13 protein-coding genes and 1 pseudogene are annotated in these 16,324 nt (G+C 72.4%); 8 read left to right on the forward strand and 6 right to left on the reverse strand.

The window, feature by feature from the left end; genetic code table 11:
• Window positions 1-23: 23 nt before the first annotated feature.
• The 3 genes from AB0F81_RS19170 (at window position 24) to AB0F81_RS19180 (ending at window position 4,311) form a co-directional block, all read left to right on the forward strand.
• Window positions 24-1,550, forward strand: coding sequence for a fused MFS/spermidine synthase (locus tag AB0F81_RS19170; protein ID WP_360198957.1), 1,527 nt, complete (start codon window positions 24-26; stop codon window positions 1,548-1,550).
• 117 nt (window positions 1,551-1,667) lie between these two features.
• Complete coding sequence (locus AB0F81_RS19175; protein ID WP_360198959.1) at window positions 1,668-3,545, forward strand: serine/threonine-protein kinase; 1,878 nt, start codon at window positions 1,668-1,670, stop codon at window positions 3,543-3,545.
• 40 nt (window positions 3,546-3,585) lie between these two features.
• Window positions 3,586-4,311: an SDR family oxidoreductase gene (locus AB0F81_RS19180; protein WP_360198961.1), complete on the forward strand. Its 726-nt coding sequence runs from the start codon at window positions 3,586-3,588 to the stop codon at window positions 4,309-4,311.
• A gap of 308 nt (window positions 4,312-4,619) precedes the next feature.
• Here the strand turns inward: AB0F81_RS19180 and AB0F81_RS19185 are convergent, their stop codons facing one another.
• A complete protein-coding gene (locus AB0F81_RS19185; RefSeq protein ID WP_360198963.1) occupies window positions 4,620-5,021 on the reverse strand; it encodes a hypothetical protein in 402 nt (133 codons plus the stop codon).
• Between the two features lie 562 nt (window positions 5,022-5,583).
• On the opposite strand from AB0F81_RS19185, the gene AB0F81_RS19190 reads away from it, so the two are divergent.
• Complete coding sequence (locus tag AB0F81_RS19190; protein ID WP_360198988.1) at window positions 5,584-7,731, forward strand: DEAD/DEAH box helicase; 2,148 nt, start codon at window positions 5,584-5,586, stop codon at window positions 7,729-7,731.
• 186 nt (window positions 7,732-7,917) lie between these two features.
• On the opposite strand, the gene AB0F81_RS19195 is transcribed toward AB0F81_RS19190, so the two are convergent.
• Complete coding sequence (locus tag AB0F81_RS19195; protein ID WP_360198965.1) at window positions 7,918-8,373, reverse strand: GNAT family N-acetyltransferase; 456 nt, start codon at window positions 8,371-8,373, stop codon at window positions 7,918-7,920.
• Window positions 8,374-8,551: 178 nt separating this feature from the next.
• Here AB0F81_RS19195 and AB0F81_RS19200 point away from each other — a divergent pair, with 178 nt between their 5' ends.
• Window positions 8,552-8,764 carry a cation transporter gene (locus AB0F81_RS19200; protein WP_360198967.1) on the forward strand — a complete coding sequence of 71 codons (213 nt, stop codon included), beginning with the start codon at window positions 8,552-8,554 and terminating at the stop codon, window positions 8,762-8,764.
• Complete coding sequence (locus AB0F81_RS19205; RefSeq protein WP_360198969.1) at window positions 8,757-10,064, forward strand: hypothetical protein; 1,308 nt, start codon at window positions 8,757-8,759, stop codon at window positions 10,062-10,064. The genes AB0F81_RS19200 and AB0F81_RS19205 overlap by 8 nt, the downstream gene beginning before the upstream one ends.
• 3 nt (window positions 10,065-10,067) lie before the next feature.
• Here AB0F81_RS19205 and AB0F81_RS19210 read toward each other — a convergent pair whose 3' ends face one another.
• Entirely contained in the window at window positions 10,068-11,204 is a 1,137-nt protein-coding gene (locus tag AB0F81_RS19210) for an SAM-dependent methyltransferase (protein ID WP_360198971.1), read from the reverse strand.
• A gap of 61 nt (window positions 11,205-11,265) precedes the next feature.
• Here AB0F81_RS19210 and AB0F81_RS19215 point away from each other — a divergent pair, with 61 nt between their 5' ends.
• Window positions 11,266-11,895 (forward strand): biliverdin-producing heme oxygenase, encoded by a 630-nt coding sequence (locus AB0F81_RS19215; RefSeq protein WP_360198973.1) that lies wholly within the window; start codon window positions 11,266-11,268, stop codon window positions 11,893-11,895.
• Between the two features lie 43 nt (window positions 11,896-11,938).
• On the opposite strand, the gene AB0F81_RS19220 is transcribed toward AB0F81_RS19215, so the two are convergent.
• The 3 genes from AB0F81_RS19220 to AB0F81_RS19230 all read right to left on the reverse strand — a co-directional run bounded on the left by AB0F81_RS19220 (window position 11,939) and on the right by AB0F81_RS19230 (window position 14,879).
• On the reverse strand, window positions 11,939-13,711 hold the full coding sequence (locus AB0F81_RS19220; RefSeq protein ID WP_360198975.1) for a DEAD/DEAH box helicase: 1,773 nt from the start codon (window positions 13,709-13,711) through the stop codon (window positions 11,939-11,941).
• A 246-nt stretch (window positions 13,712-13,957) separates the two neighbouring features.
• Complete coding sequence (locus tag AB0F81_RS19225; RefSeq protein ID WP_196419642.1) at window positions 13,958-14,182, reverse strand: DUF3107 domain-containing protein; 225 nt, start codon at window positions 14,180-14,182, stop codon at window positions 13,958-13,960.
• 37 nt (window positions 14,183-14,219) lie between these two features.
• Window positions 14,220-14,879, reverse strand: a complete 660-nt coding sequence (locus tag AB0F81_RS19230; protein ID WP_111648576.1) for a TetR/AcrR family transcriptional regulator — start codon at window positions 14,877-14,879, stop codon at window positions 14,220-14,222.
• 247 nt (window positions 14,880-15,126) lie between these two features.
• On the opposite strand from AB0F81_RS19230, the pseudogene AB0F81_RS19235 reads away from it, so the two are divergent.
• A pseudogene (locus AB0F81_RS19235) lies at window positions 15,127-16,324 on the forward strand (Daple); the annotation flags it as partial.

Genomic DNA, 16,324 nt, shown 5'->3' on the forward strand with positions numbered 1-16,324 from the left:
CGGGCGCCGGTAGCATCCCGGCGATGGACACTCCGCCGCCGATGGACCCTGTGCCGCGCGCTCTGCCCTCGGCCCTGGCGACCGCCCTCGCGTTCGGAGCCAGCGGCGCCGTCCTGGTGCTGGAGATCGTGGCGTTACGCCTGGTCGGCCCGTACGTCGGGGTCACCCTCCAGGTGAGCAGCTCGGTCATCGGGGTAGCGCTGGCCGCGATCGCCTACGGCGCGTGGGTCGGCGGCCGCCTCGCCGACCGCTACGACCCGCGGGCCCTGCTCGCCCCCGCCCTGATCCTCGGCGCCATCGGTACGGCCGTCACGCTCCCCCTGGTCCGGTGGGGTGGTGAGCTGCTGCGGGGCGGCGCCGCCCCGGCCGTGCTGATGCTCGCCGCACTGGCGGTCTTCCTCCCCGCCCTGGTGCTCTCCACCATCCCGCCGATGGTGGTCAAACTGCAGCTCGCCGACCTGCGCCGGGCCGGCACCGTGGTGGGCCGGCTGTCCAGCATCGGCACCCTCGGCGCGATCACCGCCACCCTGGTCACCGGTTTCGTCTTCGTGGCGGCGATGCCGAGCAGCGTGATCATCCTGAGCCTGGCGGTGCTTCTGGCGCTGAGCGGGCTGGTCCTCGGCTGGTGGCTGCGGCGCGACGGCAACCGGCCGGAGCTGCCCGGCTCGCCGCGGGCCCGGGCGGTCCTGGCAGTCGTCGGGCTGGTCGGGGCCGGGCTGGGCGCGACCGCGCCGACGCCCTGTGACGTGGAGACGGCCTACCACTGCGCCAGCGTCGTCGAGGACCCGGACCGCCCGGACGGGCGGACGCTCGTGCTGAACTCGGCGCGGCACTCGTACGTCGACCTGGCCGACCCGCTGCACCTGGAATTCGAATACGTGCAGTGGATCGCGGCCGTCGCCGACGTGCTGAAACCGTCCGGCGAGCGGATGGACGCGCTGCACCTGGGCGGTGGCGGCTTCACCGTGCCGAACTATCTGCGCGCCACCCGTCCGGGCAGCTCGCAGTACGTGCTGGAACTCGACGGCGGCCTGGTCACCCTCGACCGGGACCGGCTCGGCCTGACCACGGGCCCGGACCTGCGCGTCGAGGTGGGCGACGCCCGGGTCGGCCTGGCCGCCCAGCCGGACGCCGGGTACGACCTGGTGGTCGGCGACGCGTTCGGCCACCTGGTGGTCCCGTGGCACCTGGCGACCAGGGAGATGGCCGAGGACGTGGCGAGGGTGCTGCGGCCGGCCGGGGTGTACACGCAGAACGTGATCGACTACCCGCCGAACCGTTTCATCCGGGCCGAGCTGGCGACGGTGGCGGCGGCGTTCTCCGAGGTCGCGCTGATCGCCCCGCCCGATGCGATCGCGGGGAAGACGGGCGCGAACTTCGTGATCGTGGCGTCGCAGAGGCCGCTCCCGATCGAGGCGATCCGGTCCCGGCTGGCCGGCATCAGGACACCGGTGACGTTGCTGGCCGGTGCTGAACTGGCCGACTTCATCGGCGATGCCCGCGTCCTGACCGACGACTACGCCCCGGTGGACCAGCTCCTGGCCGGCTGAGCCCGAGCTTCCGTTCGCGGAGTCCGCCTCGTTCGCGCTTCGGTCGGATTTGAGGGTTTAGACGCGGGTTTTCGCTGTGCGGCACCGGCGGCGATCCGCTCGGGCGAGAATCGGCGCATGGGGCGTACGGAGCGAAACGGTCACGATGGATCGCTCCGTCTCGCTGGGCGGTATCGCCTGGTCGAGAAGCTCGGCACCGGCGGCATGTCGGTGGTCTGGCGCGGTTACGACGAGACGCTGGGCCGCGACGTAGCGGTCAAGGTGCTCTCGCCGCGGCTCGCCGAGGACCGGGCCTTCCGGGACCGGCTCCGCCAGGAGGCGCTGGCCGCCGCCCGCCTCAGTCACCCGCACATCACCGGCATCCACGATTTCGGTGAGGCGCCGATCTCCGACCGGCTCACCGTCCCGTACGTGGTGATGGAACTCAACGACGGCGAGTCCGTCGGGGCCCGGATCAGCCGGCAGGGCTCGCTCGACTGGCGCGAAGCCGTCATGATCTCCGCAGAGGTCGCGTCCGCGCTGGCCACCGCCCACGCGCGCGGCGTGGTGCACCGCGACGTCACCCCGGCGAACGTGATGCTCACCGGCGCCGGCGCGAAGGTCGTTGACTTCGGCATCTCGGCCGCCATCGGGCAGCGCGACGCCGCCCCCGACGGCAGCCTGCTCGGCACCCCGGCCTACCTCGCTCCGGAACGCCTCGGCGGCGCCTCCGTGTCGCCCGCCACCGACGTGTACGCCCTCGGCCTGCTCCTGTACCGCGCCCTCACCGGACGACTGCCCTGGCCGGCGGGGAACACCGCCGAGGCGCTACGCGCCCACCTTTACGCCGACCCGGAGCCCATCCCCGAACTCCCCGGGATGCCGGACGCCGTCGCCGACCTGTGCCTGCGCTGCCTGGCGAAAAGCCCCACCGACCGTCCCGGGGCCGCCGAAGTCGCCCGGGCCCTGGCCGCGACCGTCGGCGTGCGGGTGATCATCCCGCCGCTGCGAGCTGGTGAACGCCCAGCGGTTCCGGCCGCCCGCGCGGTCGTCCCGGTGCCCACCGCCGGACAGCCCCGCCGCAAACTGCTTCGCCGGCCGCTCGCCGAGCCGGAGGTCACCGCTGGCGGCGCGGTCTCGCCGCCTCGCGTGGCCACCGCGCTGCACAGTTTCGTGGGCGCCAGTCTGAGCGCGATCCGACCGTGCCGAACCCGAGCCGCGAAGCTCCGGCTGCGCGCCGGGCTGAAGATCGGCGCCGCGCTCCGGATGGGCCGCGTACGCCCGCTCGGCGGCGGCGTCTTCATCGGTCGTCGCGTGCGCGCCGACCGGCCGGCCGGCGGCCGGCGGAACCGGATGCCGGCGATCGCCGCCCTCGCCACCGTGATCCTGCTGGCGGCGACCGCGCTCAGCTGGTCGGCCCGGCGCGAGGCCGACGACGCCGACCGGACGCACACCACCGCCGCGGGAGCTGGCGGCCCGGCGGTCGGAGCGGCGGCCGCCGGCGGCACCCGCCGGCCACGATGCGCCATCCGGTACGAGGTCCGCCACGACTCCGGCACGGACTTCGAGGCGAAACTGACCGTGCAGGCGACCGGCGCGCAGAAGTCGGGTTGGCAGGTCGCGTTCAGCTACCCCGGCACGCAACGTCTCGCCTCGCTGTCGAAGTCGGTGGCCCAGCACGGCCGCCGGGTCGTGGTCACCGGCAAGGGCCGCTCGCGCGTGATCACCCTGCAGGGCGAATACCGGGACCGGAACCCGCTGCCGCTCTCGTTCGTGCTGAACGACCAGAGCTGCCGGACGGAGGTCCTCGGCAGCACGAATCCGGACACGGTCAATAACAACTCGGTCAGCGCCACCGTCGAGGAGACCCCGTCGCGCGACCACGGAACGCCGAAACGCAAGCGGACGACCACGCGCCGAGGGGGGACGCCGCGCAAGCAGGTCGACGAGGTGCCGAGTGGTCGGGTGGCTGTCCCCGTACCGAAGCGCAGCACCGGCTTTTCCCTGGCCCTGTGACCGCGCGCCGCGCGGTGCGTCCCCCGATAGGGTCGGTGCCATGACGAGACTCGCAGTGGTCACCGGCGGCGGAACCGGCATCGGGAAGGCGACAGCCGGCATGCTCGCCGGCGAAGGCTTCGACGTGATCATCGTCGGTCGCCGCCCGGATGTGCTCGCCGACGCGGTGAAGTGGATCGGCCCCCAGGCCACCGCGGTGACCGCGGACGCGGCCGACCCGGCCCAGATCCCCGCCGTGGTCGAAGCCGTGGCCGGGCGCACGGTCGATGTGCTGGTCAACAACGCCGGCGCGTTCCTTCCCGGCGACGAGGAGACCCTGGAGGGCGTGGCCGCCCGCTGGCGCGCCAACCTGGACTCGAACGTGCTCACCGCCGTGCTCATGACCACCGCCCTCCTGCCCCAGCTGCGCCGCCCCGGCGGCAAAATCATCCTGACCAGCTCGATCGCCGCCCAGCGGGGCGGCGGCGGCCCCTATTCCGCGGCCAAGGCCGCCCTGCACGGGTACGCCCTCGACCTCGCCACCCGGCACGGCGGCGAAGGCATCACCGCCAACGTGATCGCGCCGGGTTATGTGACCGACAGCGAGTTCTTCCTCGGCCGGATGACGCCGGAGGGCCACCAGTCACGCGTCGACGCCACCCTGGTCAAGCGCGCCGGCGTGCCGGCCGACATCGCCGAGGCGGTCCGCTGGCTGGTCGGCCCCGGCGGCAGCTTCGTAACCGGCCAGATCATCAACGTCAACGGCGGCTCCGTCCTCGGCCGCTGACGAAGCCCTTCCCAGCAGCCCTCTCCACCTCCACACCGACCCGCGCGTCAGCGCCTCCCAGCCGCAGACCGGCGGCGCGCAGCCCCGCGCCTTCAGCCGGCGGCGCGCAGCCCCGCGCCTTCAGCCGGCCGTGCGGCCCGTGCCTTCAGCCGGCCGTGCCGTCCACGCGGCCCGCGCCGTCAGTTGGCCCCGCCGCCCACACTGTCAGCCGCCCACCCGCCCAAGCGGCCGCGCCGCCCGCACTGTTAGCTGCCCACGCGCCCGCGCCGTCAGCTATCCGGCTTTGAGCGGTCGCGCTGCCCGCGCCGTCAGCCGGCCGCGCCGCCGGTGAACCGTTCCTCGCCTGGCCGGTTGGGGCGGAAGCGCAGTCCGGACCACCGCTCATCGATTGCTACCTGCCCACACGGCCGCATGTCGAAGTCGGCGACGATCGGCCAGAGCGTGTCCCGGTTGATGTCGGCCTTGTTCCCCTTCGGATAGGCGATCCAGAAGGCACCAGGCTTGTCCAGGTCAGCCTGGTTCTTCGTGAGCTGCTCCCGGACGGCGTCCGCGCTCTCGGCGAAGATCACCGCGGTCCCGGCGGTCGCCAGCGTGCCGCTCTCCCGAACACCCTCCGGCATCGGTGTCAGCAGCGGCAGCCGTGCCGGTTCGTTGAGCCACAGCGTCGAGTTCGGCTTGATCAGCAACTTCTCGGCGATGGTTTTGGTCATGTCTTAGAGACTTACACCCTGGTGACCCTCGTTCGTCGCAATCAAGGAAGCCGCCGGCCGGCCAGCCGCTGGCCGACCAGCTCGCCAGCCGACCAGCTCGCCAGCCGACCAGCTCGCCAGCCGACCAGCTCGCCGGCTCGCCAGTCGCCGGCGACCAGCTCGCGGGCGGATCAGCTCGCCGGCAGACCGGCCCGCCGGCCGACCAGCCCGCCGGCGCAGCAGACCGTCGGGGCACCGGGCCGGCCATCGGCCGGCCCGGCCTGGTGGTGGGCGAGGCCGCGGCTGCCCCGGCCAGACGCCACGTCGCACCGGACCTTGCCGAGCCCGGCGATCCACCCCAATCGGCGCCGGCGCTGTGAGCCCGTCCATCCCCCGCACCCCACCTCTCGACGATCCCGATCGGACTGCGAACCCTCGATGCGTGTTCGCCCCAGCAGCATCGCCGGTCGGCAAGCCCGGCGTGCGAATTGCTCCTCCAGCCTGTGGACAACTCCGGACTGTGGATAACTCCGGACCACCCGCCGCGGGCTGATAGACATGCCGGGTGACTGATTCGACGCGGATGGCGGCCGGTGCGGCCGAGCGAGCGGCGGTGCGCGAGCGGGCCGAGGAGGTGCTGCGGAAACTGGCCGGCGAGCATGCCGTGCTCCGCGAGGACCAATGGCGTGCCATCGAGGCTCTTACTGTGGACCGGCGCCGCGTGCTCTGCGTGCAGCGCACCGGCTGGGGCAAGTCCGCGGTCTACTTCGTGGCCACGGCCCTGCTTCGCGGCGGCGCCACCGCGGAGCCCGGTGACCCACCGGCCGGCCCGACAGTCATCGTGTCGCCGCTGCTGGCGCTGATGCGTAACCAGGTCGACGCCGCGGCCCGGGCGGGCATCCGGGCCCGCACCATCAACTCGGCCAACCTCGACGAGTGGTCCGAGATCGAGCACGAGATCCGCGCCGGCGACGTCGACGTGCTGCTGATCAGCCCGGAGCGGCTCAACAACCCCGACTTCCGCGACAACGTGCTTCCCGGCCTGGCGTCGAGCACCGGCCTGCTCGTGGTCGACGAGGCCCACTGCGTCTCTGACTGGGGCCACGACTTTCGCCCCGACTACCGGCGTCTCCGCACCTTCCTGAGCGGCCTGCCGACCCGCACGCCGGTGCTCGCCACCACGGCCACCGCCAACGCCCGGGTGACCGCCGACGTCGCCGATCAGCTCGGCGACGCCCTGGTGCTCCGCGGCCCGCTCGACCGGGATTCACTGCGGCTCGCCGTGCTGAGCCTGTCCGATCCCGCGCGCCGGCTGGCGTGGCTGGCCGACCACCTCGACCGGCTCCCGGGCTCCGGCATCGTCTACACACTGACGGTCGCCGCCGCCACCGAGACCGCCGATTTCCTGCGGTCCCGTGGTTTTGCCGTGGCGTCCTACACCGGCCAGGTCGAGGATGCCGAGCGCCGGGTCGCCGAGCAGGACCTGCTCGACAACAAGATCAAGGCTCTGGTGGCGACGTCCGCTCTCGGCATGGGGTTCGACAAGCCCGACCTGGGCTTCGTCGTCCATCTCGGCGCGCCGAACTCGCCGATTGCCTACTACCAGCAGGTCGGCCGGGCCGGCCGCGCCGTCGAGCACGCCGAGGTCGTGCTGCTGCCCGGCCCGGAAGACGCCGCGATCTGGCGCTATTTCGCCTCGCTCGCCTTCCCGCCGGAAGACCAGGTGCGTGCCGTCCTGGCACAGCTGTCACCCGACCGCCCGCTCTCCACCCAGGCCCTCGAACCCCTGGTGGACCTGCGGCGCAACCGGCTCGAGCTGATGCTGAAGGTGCTCGACGTCGACGGCGCGGTCCGCCGCACACGCGGCGGTTGGCTCGCTACCGGCGAGCCGTGGACCTATGACACGGCCCGGCTCCGGCGCGTCGCCGAGGCGCGCGAGACCGAGCAGCAAACCATGATTGAGTACGCGAGGACGACCACCTGCCGCATGGAATTCCTGCGGCGCTGCCTGGACGATCCCGGTGCCGCCCCGTGCGGCCGGTGCGACAACTGCGCCGGCCCGCTCTTCGACGCCGAGGTCTCCTCGGCATCCCTGGCCGCGGCGGACGCCTTCCTCGGCCGGCCCGGTGTGGAGATCGCGCCGAAGAAGATGTGGCCCACCGGCCTCGCGGCGGTCGGCATTACCCTCAAGGGCAAGATCGGCTCAGCGGAGCAGATCGAGCCCGGCCGGGCCGTCGGCCGCCTCTCCGATCTGGGGTGGGGCAGTCGACTGCGCGGTGTGGTCTCGCCCGACTCACCCGACGCTCCGATTCCGTCCGAGCTGGCCGGCGCCGTCGTCGAGGTCCTCAAGGCGTGGGCCCGCGGCGACGACGCCTGGCGCCAGCGCCCAGTGGCCGTGGTGGCGGTCGGTTCCCACCGCCATCCACAACTTATCCACAGCCTCGCGGAGCACATCTCGACCGTCGGACGGCTACCCCTCCTGGGTGTCCTGTCCACCGATCGGGTGAGCGAAACCGGTCACCGTGGCAACAGCGCCCAGCGGGTCCGCACTCTGCACGAGGCCTTCACGGTCCCTCCCACGATCGCCGACGAGCTGACCCGCCTCGTCGGTCCGATCTTGCTGGTCGACGACCTGGTCGATTCCGGCTGGACCATGTCCCTGGCCGGCCGGGCTCTGCGCCGAGCCGGCGCCGAGGCGGTCCTACCCCTCGCCCTGGCCATCGCCGGCTGACCACACCCGCAACCGAAGACCCGTCGGCGGCCGCAGCTCCCGCGGCCGCCGACCTGCCCCCGCCCCACGCGCAAGCCGACCTGGCCCACCCGACAGGCCCGAACTCGCCGGCCGCCACCGGGCCCGGCACACCAAGCCGCAACTGGGCGCGGCCGCGCGGTGCGCTGCCTTACCGGCTCGATCAGGTCATGACTTGCCAAGGATGGCGTTGCGCGTGGGCCGGCGGTCGATCTCCATGAACCGGTGCGCACCCATCAGCTCGGCAAACCCGGACCGCCGATAAACCTCCTGTGCGTCTTTCGTCGCCAGCAGGAACCTTTGCAGGCCCTGCGACGACAAACTTTCCACGATGCTGTCGATCAACCAGGTGCCCAGTCCGCGGCCGCGGTGGCTGCTGTCCACGAAGACGTCGCAGATCCACGCGAACGTCGCCCCGTCGGTGACCACCCGGGCGAAGGCGACCTGCACCCCGTCGTGGAGCACCGAGAACGGCAGCGAGCCCTCGATGGAGCGGGCCACGAGGTCGCGCTCGCGGCCGGCCGCCCAGTACGACTCCTCGGACAACCATCGGTGCACCCGATCGAGGTCCACCCGTCCCGGGTCGTCGGTCAGGGTGTACTCCCCGCGTTCGAGCTGTCTCACCGTTTCTTCTCCTCACCTGGTCGTGCGATGCCGGGGACCGGTCTATCAACTGGGCCGGAGCCGGCCAACGCAGTTCCCAACCGCCGGTCCGGGAAGGTATACCGGCTGGGGGTATGCTGGCGGCCAGGCCGGACAAACGAAACGAAAACCGGGCCGAACGACGCCGGAGGGGTTGACCATGGCTGTGACCAGCAACTACACCGTGAAGGGCATGACCTGCTCGCACTGCGTCCAGTCGGTCACCGAGGAGCTTTCGGCGCTGTCCGGCGTCACCGACGTGCAGGTCGACCTGGCCTCCGGCGGGGTGACGGTCACCAGTGAGGCGCCGCTGACCGACGATGCCGTGCGCGCGGCCGTCGACGAGGCCGGCTACGAGCTCGCGGATGCCTGACGCCACCCCCGCCGAGGAGACCCAGGCCGGCACCGAAGCAATCCCGGCACACCAGCGCTCACCCGAACCCGAGCCCGCAGAGAAGGCAGGCCCGACGCAACAGGGTCTGCCCGACCCCGAGGCCTCCGACGACGCGGACACGACGCAACAGGGTCTGCCCGACCCCGAGGCCTCCGACGACGCGGACACGGCGCGGCAGGTTCTGCCCGGCGCCGGGACCTCCGGCGACGCGGACACGGCGCAGCGGGGCCTGCCCGGCACCGAGGCCTCCGACGACGCGGACACGGCGCGGCAGGGTCTGCCCGGCGACGGGGCCTCCGACGACGAGGACCCCGCGCGGCACCCATCCGGCAGCGACCCCGCTGACGGCACACCCCGCACCCCGCCGGACAACGCGGCCTTCCGGCTGGCCGCCATCGGTGCGCTGCTCATCGTGGTCCTCTTCGCCGGCTACGGCCTCGGCCGCCTCAACAACGGACCCGCGGCCGCACCCGCCGCGCCCGCTGCCACCCCCGCGGCCTCGGCCTCGGTCGTCGACGAGAGCCAGCCCCACGCGCACGGCACGACCGCGCCCATCCCGGGCGCGGCGGCCGGAGCCGCCGTCGGCGGGCTCTCGCTCAGCTCGAACGGCCTGACCCTCACCCCGGTCACCACCGCATTCCCCGCCAACCGGGCGCAGAAGCTCGAGTTCACGATCAACGGCCCGGGCGGCGCCCCGGTCACCACCTATTCGATCGTCCACGACAAGCCGCTGCACCTGATCGTGATCCGCCGCGATCTCACCGGCTTCCAGCACCTGCACCCGACCATGGCGCCGGACGGCACCTGGAGCATCGACCTCACCCTGGCCGAACCCGGCAGCTACCGGATGATCGCCGACTTCACCGCGGTCGTCGGCGGCAGCCCGCTCGCCACCACGCTCGGCAGCGACCTGACGGTCGCCGGGGCCCACACACCGGTCACCCTGCCCGACCCGGCCCGGGTTGCCACCGGTCCGACGTACGACGTGACGTACGCCGGCACCCCGGTGACTGAATCCACCCAGCCCCTGCTGATGACCGTCACCGACAGGGCCGGCAAACCCGCCGCGGTCGAGCCCTACCTCGGCGCCTTCGGGCATCTGGTGGTGCTGCGCCAGGGCGACACCGGATATGTCCACGTGCACCCGGAGACCCAGCTGGTCGACGGCAAGGTCAAGTTCTGGCTGGCCGCCCCGAGCCCCGGCACCTACCGGATGTTCTTCGACTTCCAGGTCGCCGGGAAGGTCTCCACAGCGGCCTGGACCGTCGTCGTCAGCTGAGGCTCAGCCCAGCATCTTCGCCAGCGCGGGCGTGACGCCCCACTGTCCGGCCAGCGCGTCGTACTCGGTGCGCTGCTCGTCGGTGGGGTCGGCGCCGGTGCGCCGGGCCCGCAGCAGCAGGTTGCGCGGCGTGTGCGCGGAGTCGATGAACTCGACCACGTCCACCCGGTAGCCGTGCAGGCGCAGCAGCCCGGCCCGCAGCGAGTCGGTGAGCACGTCGGCGAACCGTTCCCGCAGGATCGCGTGCCGGGTGACCTCCGCGTACGGCGTCGGCGTCGCACTGCCCTTGAGCTGCGCCGCGATGTCGTGGTGGCAGCACGGCGCCGCCAGCACCCACCGGGCCTGCCACCGCACCGCCCGGGCCAGCGCCTGATCGGTCGCCGTGTCGCAGGCGTGCAGCGCGAGGACGAGGTCGGGCGCGAACGGCACCTCGGCCTCCTCGATCGTCCCGGCCACGAACGTCACGTCAGCGGCACAGTCCAGTCGTTCGGCGACGGCGCTGTTGCGTACCCTCTGGTCCTCTCGGACATCGACCCCCACGACCTTGACGTGCGCGCCGCGCCCGGCCAGATAGCGGTAGGCGGCGAAGGTGAGATAGGCGTTGCCGCAGCCCAGGTCGACGACGCGCAGCGGCGTCGGCAGCTGCTCGGGCAGCGTCGCGGCGAGCGCGCGGAGGAAGGCGTCGATCTGGCGGCGTTTCGCCGCGTTGCCGCCGATCACCTCGAAGAGGGGGTCGCCCGGGTCGAGCAGCCACTGCTTGGTGCGGTCGTGCTCCTGGGACGCGACCGGGGCGACCGCCCCGGCCCGGTGCACCTGCGCGTCGCCTTTCTTGGTGACCCGCACCTGGACGGTGGCGTTCTCGGTCTCCACGTGCCAGTTGCCGAACGGCTCGGCGAGCAGCGCGTCGACCGCCGCGGCGGCCTCGTCGCCGGGCGTGACGTTGCGCGTGTACGGCCGCGCCCCGTCATCGGTGACGATCTGCAGTTTCCGCCCGTGTTTCAGGGTGACCGGCCGGAGTTGGGCACGGGTCACCGAGGGAACGTGACCGCGGCGCCGGCCGGCCGCGACGGCCCGGGTGAGACCCGGGGCGAGCAGCAGTTCCCGCACCTCGGCGAGGACATGATCGAGCGGTTCTGGCATGGCGTCCATTCTGCCCGGCGGTTAAGTTGATCGACGGGGTGCGGAGAGGTGGTGCCGTTTCATGGTCTTGCTCTCGGCCCGCCTGCGCGAACACACCCGGGACGACCGCGCCGCCGCCCAGCGGAGCACGTTCGTGGAGGGGCTGGCGCACGGCCGACTGCCGTTCGCGGCCTATGCCGCGCTGCTCGCCCAGCACTGGTTCATCTACGAGACGCTGGAGCTGGCCACGGCCGCGATGGCCACGGATCCGGTGGCCCGCCGGTTCGTCTTTCCCGAGCTGTTCCGGATCCCGGCGCTCGAAGCCGACCTGCGCTATCTCTACGGGGCCCGCTGGCAGAGCCGGGTGACCGCGCTGCCGTCCACCACCACCTACTGCACCCGGATCCGGTACTCGGCGTTCGACCAGGCCACCGGCTATGTGGCGCATCACTGCACCCGCTACCTCGGCGACCTGTCCGGCGGTCAATGGCTGGGCGAGGCGATCGTGAAGGCGTACGGGCTGCGCCGCCAGGGCTACCGGTTCTTCGTGTTCGAGGGGGTCGACCCGCCGCTGTTCCGGGCTCGTTACCGGGAGCGGCTCAACGCCGTGCGCTGGTCCGGTGCCGAGCAGGACGCTTTCCTGGCCGAGGTGTCCGCGGCCTACCGGCTGAACGTCGACGTGCTGGCCGAGCTGGGGGAGCACTGGAACTGACAACGCACGGGACACCGGTGGTGTCCCGTGCGTCAGCGGTCGGTCAGGACTCCGACTGACCGCTCAGCTCGGCCGCACTCTCGGTGCGGGTGGTGCGACGGCGCCGGCGGCGAGGCTGAGCGCCCTCCTCCGCCGACGAAGCATCCGACGAAGCGTCGGACGGAGCGGCGTCGGACAGAGCAGCGTCGGACAGAGCAACGTCGGACGGAGCCGAAGCCGCGGGATCGTCCGAGAAGACCGGCGCAGCCGTTGCCGGACGGCGCCGGCGGGTCCGGGTCCGCGGTGCGGCGGGCTCCTCCCCGGCAGCCGGGGTCTCGGGGACGTCCGACGACGGCGCGCCCGACGGGGCGTCGGTCTCGGACTCGCCCAGCCGGCGGCGGCGCCGCTGGCGCTTGGGCCGCTCACCGCCCTCGCTGTCGCCCTCGGCTGTCGGTGCCGAGGAGGACGGACCCGAACCACCGCGGGTGCGACCACCCCGCGGACTGCGGCCCCGGCCCGGCCGGCGCGCACTGCCGAGGTCTTCCTCGACCTCGGCGGAGAGGCCGGCGCGGCTGCGCTCAGCGGTCGGCAGGGTGCCCGAGACGTCGGTCGGGATGTCCAGGTCGGCGTAGAGCGCGGCGCTGGTGTGGTACGTCTCCGGTGGCTCCGGCATGCTCAGCCCCATCGACTTGTCGATCAGGACCCAGCGCGGCATGTCCTCCCAGTCCACGAACGTGACCGCGACACCGGTCGCGCCCGCCCGGCCGGTCCGGCCGATCCGGTGCGTGTACGTGTCCGGGTCCTCCGGGCAGTCGTAGTTGATCACGTGGGTGACGCCGGAGACGTCCAGGCCGCGGGCCGCGACGTCGGTGGCGACCAGCACGTCGATCTTGCCGGTCCGGAAGGCGCGCAGTGCCCGCTCCCGGGCGCCCTGGCCCAGGTCGCCGTGGACGGCGGCGACCGCGAAGCCGCGGAAGTCGAGGTCCTCGGCGACCCGGTCGGCGGCCCGCTTGGTCCGGGTGAAGATCATCGTCAGGCCACGCTCACGGGCCTGCAGGATCCGCGCCACCATCTCGAGCTTGTTCATCGGGTGGGTGCGGTAGACGACCTGCTTGGTCAGCGGCGACGGGCCGCTCTCCGTGGTGTGCCCGGCGTGGATGGTGACCGGGTTGTGCAGGAACCGGCGGGACAGCGCCACGATCGGGTCCGGCATGGTGGCCGAGAAGAGCATCGTCTGGCGCTGCTCGGGGAGCATGGCCAGGATCTTCTCGACGTCCTCCAGGAAGCCCAGGTCGAGCATCCGGTCGGCCTCGTCGAGCACCAGGGCCCGGATCGAGCCGAGCTTCAACTGCTTCTGCTTGGCCAGGTCGAGCAGGCGGCCGGGGGTGCCGACCAGGATCTCGATGCCCTTCTTCAGGGCCTCGACCTGCGGCTCGTACGCCACCCCGCCGTAGATAGGGAGAACTCGCACGCCGCGGGTGCTGCCCGCGGCGGCGAGGTCGCGGGCCACCTGGAGGCCCAGCTCACGGGTAGGAACGACGATCAGCGCCTGGGGCTGGCCGTCGGCGCCCTCGGACGGGGCGGTGATGCGCTCCAGCAGCGGCAGACCGAAGCCGAGGGTCTTGCCGGTGCCGGTCGGCGCCTGGCCGATCAGGTCGGTGCCGCGCAGGGCGATCGGCAGCGCGTACTCCTGGATGGCGAAGGCGTGGGTGATCCCAGCCTTGGCCAGGGCTTCCACCGTTTCGGCGCGGACGCCGAGATCGGCGAACGTGGGGCTGTCCGGGCGGACGGGTGCGCGCGTGGTTACGGGTACTAGAGCTTGCTCATTGTCGGTCATGAAGTTTTACGGGTGCCCTCTCGTGGTGCGCCCGTCGTGTCCTGGGGCGCGGTCTCGTATTGGCGCGGGCCACACGCCACGAAGAGGCGGGCCGCACGCGCAGTCGCCGGGCGGAAGAGCCGGGCCGGATCGGCCAGGCAAATCGACGCGGGCGGCGACGAGACGAGTCTACCCGACGAACGTCGGGTGCACCGGAGAGCAAATTTACGGGAGGGAACCCTGTGACCAGGGCGCCCTCCCGGTACCTCAGCGAGTGGTGAAGCCGAACGGGCGGTGCGACGCCTCGGCGATCTCCACGTAGGCCACCTTGGCGATCGGAATGATCACCTTGCGGCCCTTCTCGTCCGTGAGCGACAGGACGCTGTCCTTGGCCATCGCCTCGGTCACCGCCTGCTCGACCTCCGCCGGGGTCTGCGCGCTCTCCAGCACCAGCTCACGCGGCGAATGTTGCACGCCGATCTTGACCTCCACGGAGCCCTCCTCTGTCAACCGTCTTCCGTAGCGAAGGCTATCCGATTTCCGGCGGCGTTCCGGCCGTTGAACCGCCCTGCAACGGGAAGCTGGCGATCCCACGCCAGATCAGCGCAGCTACGAGCGCTTCGGCTTCAGCTTTGGGCGTACGCCGGCCGTTCGCCAGCCAGAACTGCGCGGCCTGGCCGGCCGCTCCGGCGAGGCCGGAGGCGAGCAACTCGGCCTGGTCCGGCCGCAGGCCGGTGTCCGAGATGATGGTGTCGGTCACAGCGGCGATGCAGCCCTGCTCGACCCGCTCGACCCGCTGGCGCACCTGGGGGTCGTTGCGCAGGTCGGACTCGAAGACGAGCCGGAAGGCCTCGCTCTCGTGATCCATGAAGTCGAAGTACGCGCGAACCGCGCCCTTCACACGCTCCTTGTTGTCGGGAGTCGCCAGCATGGCCCCGCGCACCTTGGCGATTATCGCGTCACAGTGCGTGTCGAGCAGGGCCAGGTAGAGCTCCAGCTTGCCGGGGAAGTGCTGATAGAGAACGGGCTTCGAGACGCCCGCCCGCTCCGCGATGTCGTCCATCGCAGCGGCGTGATAGCCGTGCGCGACGAAGACCTGCTGCGCGGCGGCCAGCAACTGCTTGCGGCGCGCCGAACGTGGCAGGCGGGTCGGTCGTGCGGTCTGTGCCCCGCCGGACGCAGCGGTCATTTCTGTGAACCTCCAGGGGGTCGGTCCCCGCAGTTTGGCGTCGCGGATTGCCCGGATCGGCGCATGTCGCGGTCGTGCGGGCAATTGTCGCGACGCTGCAACTTATCGCCACTGCAACCACACGGTAGCCTCAGCGGGGGCGAGCGAGGAGCACGCGGTGGATGAATCAGGGCATTCCGGAGACACCGGAGCCGCAGCGAGTGGCAACGGCGCCGACTCGCGGGACCGCACACGGGGTAACGGCTGGATGAACGGCGAGAGTCCGTGGGCCAACACGAACCCGGCATTGGACCAGGGAGCGGACATACCGCCGTGGCGGCGTCCGGCGGAGGGCCGATCCTTCGGCCGGTCTTTCGGCACTGCCCCCTCCTCAGGTGTTCCCGTGCCGCCCGCGTACCCGGAGGGTTCCGAGATTCCCTCTTCCGGGAAGATCGAACCCGCCGCTGAGACGCCGGCTTCGCCCTGGTCCGGAGAGCGCAGCCGGCTGGCTGACATCCTCGGTCATCGGCGCCCGTCTGGGAACGCTCCCGCGCCCAGCAGTGCTCCCCCTTTTCCGTACGAGGGGGATCTGGACGACTCGTACCGGGAGATGCCGCCCGTGGTCACCCAGCGTGCCGCGGTGCCGATGGCGCGTCCCACCTCGAGCCCTCGCCCTGACTGGGCGCCGACCACGGAGCCAGAGATAACCCCGGCTGAACCCACCCGATCCCGTCACGCGCTGCTCACCGACACCCTGGCCCAGGGGCTCCCGCAGGTGGAGACCGCACCGGCGGGGGACAAACGATCGGCGGACAACCCGGCCACGGTGGCCCGCCCGTCGTACGATTCGTCCAGCTTCACCTCCCCCTACGCCCCGCCCGCCGCCGGTGCACCCGACGAGAACAAAGGGGCGCTGCCGCAGCGCGTCCCGGCCCAGCCGGACGTCCCCCGAGTCCCGGAGCCGCCGTCCGTGGAGCCATCGGCCGAGGCGCCCGCCCTGGCGCGCATCGCGACGCACCTGCGTCGCGGTGACGTGCTGCCGGCTCAGGAGCGCCAGGAGGGCTTCGACGTCCAGGACATCCTCGCCGCCGTGCGCGAGGTCGAGGGCGTCCGCGACGCGTCCCTGCGGGCCACCCCCGCGGGTGCCCACAGCCTGCGCCTGGACCTGGCCGACGGTGCCGACCCGGCCGAGGTGAGCCGCCAGGTCGCCCGCCTGCTGCAGGACCGGATGGGCCTGGACGCGGCGATGCCCGGCGACGCGCCCGCGGCCCCGCCGTTCGTCCCCGGCCAGCTCAACCGCCCCGGCCGGGCCTCGGTGCCGACCGCGCCGGTCTCCGGCCCGACCGCCGCTCAGGCCTCGGCGCCGCCGGCGCCCGCACCCGTCTCAGCGGCTCCGATCTCGGCGCCGGCACCGGCCCCGGTCTCGGCGGCACCCGCCACGATCCCGGCACCCGCCACGATCCCGG

This window comes from Actinoplanes sp. NPDC024001 (genome assembly GCF_040638955.1).
Classification (GTDB): domain Bacteria; phylum Actinomycetota; class Actinomycetes; order Mycobacteriales; family Micromonosporaceae; genus Actinoplanes.

Excerpts from the sequence above, each read along its gene's own strand:
- AB0F81_RS19170 (WP_360198957.1), top strand. The coding sequence starts at position 24 with ATGGACACTCCGCCGCCGATGGACCCTGTGCCGCGCGCTCTGCCCTCG.
- AB0F81_RS19175 (WP_360198959.1), top strand. The coding sequence starts at position 1,668 with ATGGGGCGTACGGAGCGAAACGGTCACGATGGATCGCTCCGTCTCGCT.
- AB0F81_RS19180 (WP_360198961.1), top strand. The coding sequence starts at position 3,586 with ATGACGAGACTCGCAGTGGTCACCGGCGGCGGAACCGGCATCGGGAAG.
- AB0F81_RS19185 (WP_360198963.1), bottom strand. The coding sequence starts at position 5,021 with ATGACCAAAACCATCGCCGAGAAGTTGCTGATCAAGCCGAACTCGACG.
- AB0F81_RS19190 (WP_360198988.1), top strand. The coding sequence starts at position 5,584 with ATGGCGGCCGGTGCGGCCGAGCGAGCGGCGGTGCGCGAGCGGGCCGAG.
- AB0F81_RS19200 (WP_360198967.1), top strand. The coding sequence starts at position 8,552 with ATGGCTGTGACCAGCAACTACACCGTGAAGGGCATGACCTGCTCGCAC.
- AB0F81_RS19205 (WP_360198969.1), top strand. The coding sequence starts at position 8,757 with ATGCCTGACGCCACCCCCGCCGAGGAGACCCAGGCCGGCACCGAAGCA.
- AB0F81_RS19210 (WP_360198971.1), bottom strand. The coding sequence starts at position 11,204 with ATGCCAGAACCGCTCGATCATGTCCTCGCCGAGGTGCGGGAACTGCTG.
- AB0F81_RS19215 (WP_360198973.1), top strand. The coding sequence starts at position 11,266 with ATGGTCTTGCTCTCGGCCCGCCTGCGCGAACACACCCGGGACGACCGC.
- AB0F81_RS19220 (WP_360198975.1), bottom strand. The coding sequence starts at position 13,711 with ATGACCGACAATGAGCAAGCTCTAGTACCCGTAACCACGCGCGCACCC.
- AB0F81_RS19230 (WP_111648576.1), bottom strand. The coding sequence starts at position 14,879 with ATGACCGCTGCGTCCGGCGGGGCACAGACCGCACGACCGACCCGCCTG.